The organism is Streptomyces sp. NPDC090045, assembly GCF_044747975.1.
Taxonomy (GTDB): domain Bacteria; phylum Actinomycetota; class Actinomycetes; order Streptomycetales; family Streptomycetaceae; genus Streptomyces.
Window position 1 is genome coordinate 117,935 of the sequence record NZ_JBIVFA010000009.1, and the last position, 5,510, is coordinate 123,444.

The following is a 5,510-nucleotide window of genomic DNA, read 5'->3' on the forward strand; positions in this document are numbered from 1 at the left end:
GTGGTCGCGCCGTGGCGGCGGGAGGGGGGCGGGGCCGCTCGGCCGGACAGTGTCAGTGGTGTGCGTCACAGTTGAGGGAAGTGGCAGCACGTACCCCGCGTCCGAGGTGATCTCCATGAGGTACGCGATCCGGGCCGAAGGCCTGGCGAAGCGGTTCAAGCAGACCCGCGCACTGGCCGGTGTGGACCTCCAGGTGCCGGCCGGCACCGTCCTCGGCCTGCTCGGTCCCAACGGAGCGGGCAAGACCACCGCCGTCCGCATCTTCGCCACCCTCCTGCGGCCGGACGGCGGGCGGGCGGAGATCGGCGGGTACGACGTCGTACGGCAGGCGGGCCTGGTCCGCCCGCTGATCGGGCTGACCGGCCAGTACGCCGCCGTGGACGAGAACCTGACCGGCACGGAGAACCTGCTGATGATCGGGCGGCTGCTCGGCCTCGCGCGCGGCCCGGCCCGGGCCCGCTCGGCCGAACTGCTCGACCGCTTCCAGCTGGGCGACGCGGCGGGACGGGCCGCCAAGACGTACTCGGGCGGCATGCGACGACGCCTCGACCTCGCGGCCAGCCTGGTGGGACGGCCGCAGATCCTCTTCCTGGACGAGCCGACCACCGGACTCGATCCGCACAGCCGCGGTGAGGTCTGGGACATGCTGCGCACCCTCGTCGCGGAGGGGGTGACGGTCCTGCTGACCACGCAGTACCTGGACGAGGCGGACCGGCTGGCCGACAGCATCGTCGTGATCGACAAGGGCCGGGTGATCGCCAACGGCACTCCCGACGCGCTGAAGTCGCAGGTAGGCGGGCAAGTGCTGCAGCTCCGGCCGGCCCGTGCCGCCGATCTCGGCACCGCGCACGCCCTGCTCGCCGAGGAGGCGGGGCCACTGGCCAAGATCGAGGGCGATGAGATCACCGTGCCCGTCAAGGATCCGGAGCTCATGCCGAGCGTGGTGCGCCGGCTGGACCAGGCGGGCATCGCGGTGGCCGAGCTGACCCTGCGGCGCTCGTCCCTCGACGAGGTGTTCATGGTCCTGACCGGCCACCGGGCCGAGCGGGAGCCCGAAGAAGGCGAGGGCGACGACGAGCAGTACGCGACAGCGGGGAGCCTGTCATGACCACCGCCTCCGCCTCCGCCTCCCCGGCCGGGACCCTCGGCGGCAGCGGCCGGGTGCGTCCCCTGGCGGCCCTGCGGCAGACCGCGACCCTGGCGTGGCGGAGCCTGGTCTCCGTCAAGCACAACCCGCTCGAACTCGTCGACTACAGCATTTCGCCGATCATGTTCGTGTTCCTGTTCACCTACGTCTTCGGCGGACAGATGGCCGGCTCCCCGCAGGAGTACCTCCAGTACGCGCTCGCCGGGATCATCGTGCAGAACACGCTCTTCATGAGCATGTACACCGCCATGGCGTTGAACACCGACCTCACCAAGGGGGTCTTCGACCGCCTCCGCAGTCTGCCCATCGCCCGCGGGGCGCCGCTGTTCGGGCGGATCGCGGCCGACCTGGCCAAACAGCTCTGGGCGATGCTCCTGATGATCGGCCTCGGGACCCTGCTGGGCTTCGAGGTCACCGGCGGCGCCGCCGGTCTCCTCGCAGGACTTCTGCTGCTGCTGACCTTCGCCGCCGCCGTCTCGTGGACGGCGGTGCTGATCGGGATGCTGGCCGGCGACGCGGAGAAGGTGCAGGTCTTCGCCTTCACGCTGATCTTTCCGATCACCTTCACGAGCAGCGCGTTCGTGCAGGTCGACACGATGCCCGGCTGGCTCCAGGCATGGGTGAACGTCAACCCCGTCACCTACCTGTCGGACGCCTTCCGCGGCCTGCTGCTCGGCACCCCGGCAGGCCGGTCGATCATGTGGTCCCTGATCTGGGCGGCGGGCATCACGGTGGTCTTCATGCCCCTGGCCATGCGCGCCTACCGGTCCAGGGCCTGAGACCGGGGCTCAGCTCAAGGCCGGGGCTCGCCTCAGGGCCGGGGCTCGCCTCAAGGCCGGGGCTCAGCTCAGGGCCGGGGCCGGGGCCAGCACCACGAAGTCCGCGTTCGACGGGTCGAGGCACACGGCGAGCCGGCCGACGCCCTCGGCGTCTTCCGGCCCCATCTGCACGCCGCCACCGTTCCCGGTGACCCTGGCGACCGCCGCGTCGCAGTCGGTGACGGCGAAGACCGGATGCCAGTACGGCCGCCCGTTCGTCAGGGCCAGGTGCTCCTCGGGCAGCTCCATGAGGCCGCCGTGCATGCGCTCCTCGGGCAGTCCGGCGGGGGTGATGAGGGAGTACGTGCCTCCGCCGCCCGGCAGGGGCATGTCGCTGAACGTCCAGCCGAACAGACCACCGTAGAAGTCCTTGGCGGCCGAGGCGTCGCTCGTGTAGAGCTCCGTCCAGGACAGCGAGCCCGGCTCGTCCACCAGCTGGACCCCGGAGTCCTTGCCCGGCTGCCACACGGCGAACTGGCCCCCCAGCGGGTCGTCGTACTGGGCCATCCGCCCCCACTCGTCGAGGTCCCGCGGAGGCACCCGCACCGTTCCGCCGGCGCGCTCGACGGCCTGGGTCGTGGCATCCGCGTCGGCGACGCTGTAGTAGATCATCCAGGCCGAGCGCGCCCCCTCCTCGGTGAGCTTGCCGAGCCCCGCGACGATCTTGCCGTCCTTCCGGAACATCCCGCCTTCCATCTCCTCGCCCTCACCCATGGACTCGTAGTCCCACCCGAGCACGGCGCCGTAGAAGGCCGCGGCGGCGGGGACGTCGGGGGCGCCGAGGTCGATCCAGCAGGGAGAGCCGGGGACGAAGTCGGTGGTGATCATGATCGATCCCTTTCGCTACTGGAGCTCGGACAGATCGACCGAGTCGGCGGGGGCGGGGGGCTTGGGCCGCACGGGCTCGTCGAAGTCGGAGAAGGAGGCCTCCACCCGCTCGCCGGACTCGTCGGTGCCCTGAATCCGCAAGAGGTACGGCTCGTCCTCGGTGGAGACCTGGTAGGTGCCCGTCCGGTCGTCCTGCCGGCTGTTGACCGTGATGGCCGGCCGCCCGTCGACGGTGGTGCGCGGGCCCTTTTCGAGCTGCTCGTTCACCGGTTTCCTGGTGAACTCCTTCTTGTAGAAGTCGAGATCGCAGAATTCGGCGAAATCGCTCAGGAGCGGGCTGCTCGTGGTGCCGTGCAGATATCGGCCGTTGATGAGCGCGATCGCGTCATCGGCCGTGCCGCCCGGCACTTGGGCCCGCAGCATCTCGTCATCGAGCTTCATCCACACGTCGTCACCGCGTTTGATGACGTCGGCCGTGCCGGAACCGCCGGGAGCGGTGACCGTGCCGACGCAGTTGCCCTGCGCGTCGAACCGGAGGTCCAGGCCGGTGGTGCCCGACGCGTCGGTCACCTTGGCCGCCATGCGCATGGACGTGAGCCCGGACATGGCCGTGCGGGCGGCCGCGGCGATGGCCGGGGCGCTCTTGTCGGCGATGCCGTTGTCATCGGCCCTGGCGGCGCCCGTGCCCGGGCCCGCGAACATGAAGAGACAGACGGTTCCCACGGCCGCACGTCGGGCCGGGGCTGCCCGGGGTGCAGACATCGGGCATCACCTCCCTCTGGCAGCGTAGGTCCGCGCGGCGGCGGGCGCAGTCCGGGCGCAGTCAGGGCGCGGTGAGGCCAGGCCCGGCCGCGGTCCGGCCGGCCGACGGCCCCTCGTGCCGCCCGCGCGATTGCTGCAGAGTGGGCGTGCGCACACCACTCGACCCAGGGAGTTCCGCTGTGGCCACGACCTCCGCACCACCGGGGACGACGCCCGCCGGCCCGTCCGCCGTCCGGACCGAGGCCGACGGCCCGGTGCGTACGGTGATCCTCAGCCGTCCCGGGGTCCGCAACGCGGTCGACGGCCCGACGGCGGCCCTGCTCGCCGATGCCTTCCGCGCGTTCGAGGAGGACGAGGCGGCGTCCGTCGCCGTGCTGTGGGGCGAGGGCGGTACGTTCTGCGCGGGCGCGGACCTCAAGGCCGTCGGCACCGACCGCGGCAACCGGGTGCTGGCCGAGGGCGACGGGCCGATGGGCCCCACGCGGCTGAGCCTGACCAAACCGGTGATCGCCGCGGTCAGCGGCCACGCGGTCGCCGGCGGACTCGAACTGGCCCTGTGGTGCGACCTGAGGGTGGCCGAGGAGGACGCGACCTTCGGCGTGTTCTGCCGCCGCTGGGGCGTGCCGCTGATCGACGGCGGTACGGTGCGGCTGCCGCGCCTGATCGGGGAGAGCCGCGCGATGGACCTGATCCTCACCGGCCGCCCCGTGACCGCCGCCGAGGCGTACGGGATCGGCCTCGTCAACCGCCTCGTACCGCCCGGGGAAGCCCGCCGGGCGGCGGAGCGACTCGCCCACGAGATCGCCGGGTTCCCGCAGTTGTGCCTGCGGCACGACCGGCTCTCCGTACGGGAACAGCACGGTCTGGACGAGCGGGAAGCGCTGGCGGCCGAATACCGGCACGGGCTCGTGCCGCTCACCGCGGGGGAGACCCAGGCCGGCGCCGAGCGGTTCGCGGGCGGCGCGGGCCGCCACGGCTCCTTCACCGGCTGAGAGCAGCCGCCGCGCGCACGCCCCCGACCGGCGTCCGGGGGCATCATGGCCGTGTGAACGGGTTCCCGACCACCGGTGGCGGAGCCGGTGTCCCAGGATTCCTCGAGGTGGCCCCCACACCCCGGACCGCGGTCGTGTGGCTTCCTCCGGCCGGTCTGTGGCCTCCCATCCAGCGCATCCGGGCCGAGCACGACCCCCAGATCCGCCGCTGGCCCCCGCACGTGAACCTGATCTTCGGCTTCGTCCCGGAGGCCGACTTCGCCGCGGCGGCCCCGCTGCTGGCCGCCGCCGCCACCGGGATCCGGCCCTTCTCCGTCCGCCTCAGCGGAGTGCACGCCTTCAGGCACCGTGCTTACGCCACCGTGTGGCTGGATCCCGCCGCTGCCGGCCCCGCCCCCTGGACCGGGCTCCAGCGGGCCCTGGCGGAGCCCTTCCCCCTGTGCCGCGGCAGGTTCCCGTCCTTCACGCCCCACCTGTCGCTGGGGCGCACCCACGACCCGCGGCAGCTGGCCGCGGAGTGCGCCGCCCGCCTGGGCAGCATGCGGGCGGAGGTCGGCGAGATCGTTCTGCTCGCGCGCGGGGGCGAGGAGCCGATGCGGCCGCGGGCCACGATCCTCCTGGGCACGGGCGAAGTGCGCTGGCACGTACCGCCCGGGCCGGCGTCCCGTCAGCGGGACAGTGATGCGCCGCAAGGCTGACCGGGCCTCCGCTGAGAAATGGGGGAAGGGCGGCACGGTGGAATTCGCTTTCCTTCTACGGGTGTTGGCCGCGTGTTACGGTCCCTGAAAGTGATGGTCCGGCGGGGAAATGCGGCCGCCGTGCGGTGCCCTTTCGCTGATGAGACTTCCTCCCTTTCTCTGGAGGAAGCCGGCGATATTCGGCCAGTAGTTCTGGAATTCGTCCCGTTGGAATGAGCGGCCCCGTCCGGCCTGCTCTCGGTACAGCGAACAGGAGCGGACCCAC

At 72.1% G+C, this 5,510-nt stretch carries 6 protein-coding genes; 4 read left to right on the top strand and 2 right to left on the bottom strand.

The genetic code is table 11. The annotated features are described in order from the left end of the window. Positions 1 to 115 precede the first annotated feature (115 nt). Positions 116 to 1,108 carry an ATP-binding cassette domain-containing protein gene (locus tag ACIPYQ_RS23780; RefSeq protein WP_401254504.1) on the top strand — a complete coding sequence of 331 codons (993 nt, stop codon included), beginning with the start codon at positions 116 to 118 and terminating at the stop codon, positions 1,106 to 1,108. Then, a complete protein-coding gene (locus ACIPYQ_RS23785) occupies positions 1,105 to 1,926 on the top strand; it encodes an ABC transporter permease (RefSeq protein WP_401254507.1) in 822 nt (273 codons plus the stop codon). The genes ACIPYQ_RS23780 and ACIPYQ_RS23785 overlap by 4 nt, the downstream gene beginning before the upstream one ends. A gap of 63 nt (positions 1,927 to 1,989) precedes the next feature. Here the strand turns inward: ACIPYQ_RS23785 and ACIPYQ_RS23790 are convergent, their stop codons facing one another. Further along, the gene (locus tag ACIPYQ_RS23790) at positions 1,990 to 2,793 is read right to left on the bottom strand and encodes a VOC family protein (protein WP_401254510.1); all 804 of its coding nucleotides are present in this window, start codon (positions 2,791 to 2,793) and stop codon (positions 1,990 to 1,992) included. Positions 2,794 to 2,808: 15 nt separating this feature from the next. Next, on the bottom strand, positions 2,809 to 3,555 hold the full coding sequence (locus ACIPYQ_RS23795; RefSeq protein WP_401254513.1) for a hypothetical protein: 747 nt from the start codon (positions 3,553 to 3,555) through the stop codon (positions 2,809 to 2,811). A 179-nt stretch (positions 3,556 to 3,734) separates the two neighbouring features. On the opposite strand from ACIPYQ_RS23795, the gene ACIPYQ_RS23800 reads away from it, so the two are divergent. Together ACIPYQ_RS23800 and ACIPYQ_RS23805 are read left to right on the top strand one after the other, a co-directional pair. Next, on the top strand, positions 3,735 to 4,547 hold the full coding sequence (locus ACIPYQ_RS23800) for a crotonase/enoyl-CoA hydratase family protein (RefSeq protein ID WP_401254515.1): 813 nt from the start codon (positions 3,735 to 3,737) through the stop codon (positions 4,545 to 4,547). A gap of 107 nt (positions 4,548 to 4,654) precedes the next feature. Next, positions 4,655 to 5,245, top strand: a complete 591-nt coding sequence (locus ACIPYQ_RS23805; protein WP_401254518.1) for a 2'-5' RNA ligase family protein — start codon at positions 4,655 to 4,657, stop codon at positions 5,243 to 5,245. The last annotated feature ends 265 nt before the right edge of the window (positions 5,246 to 5,510 follow it).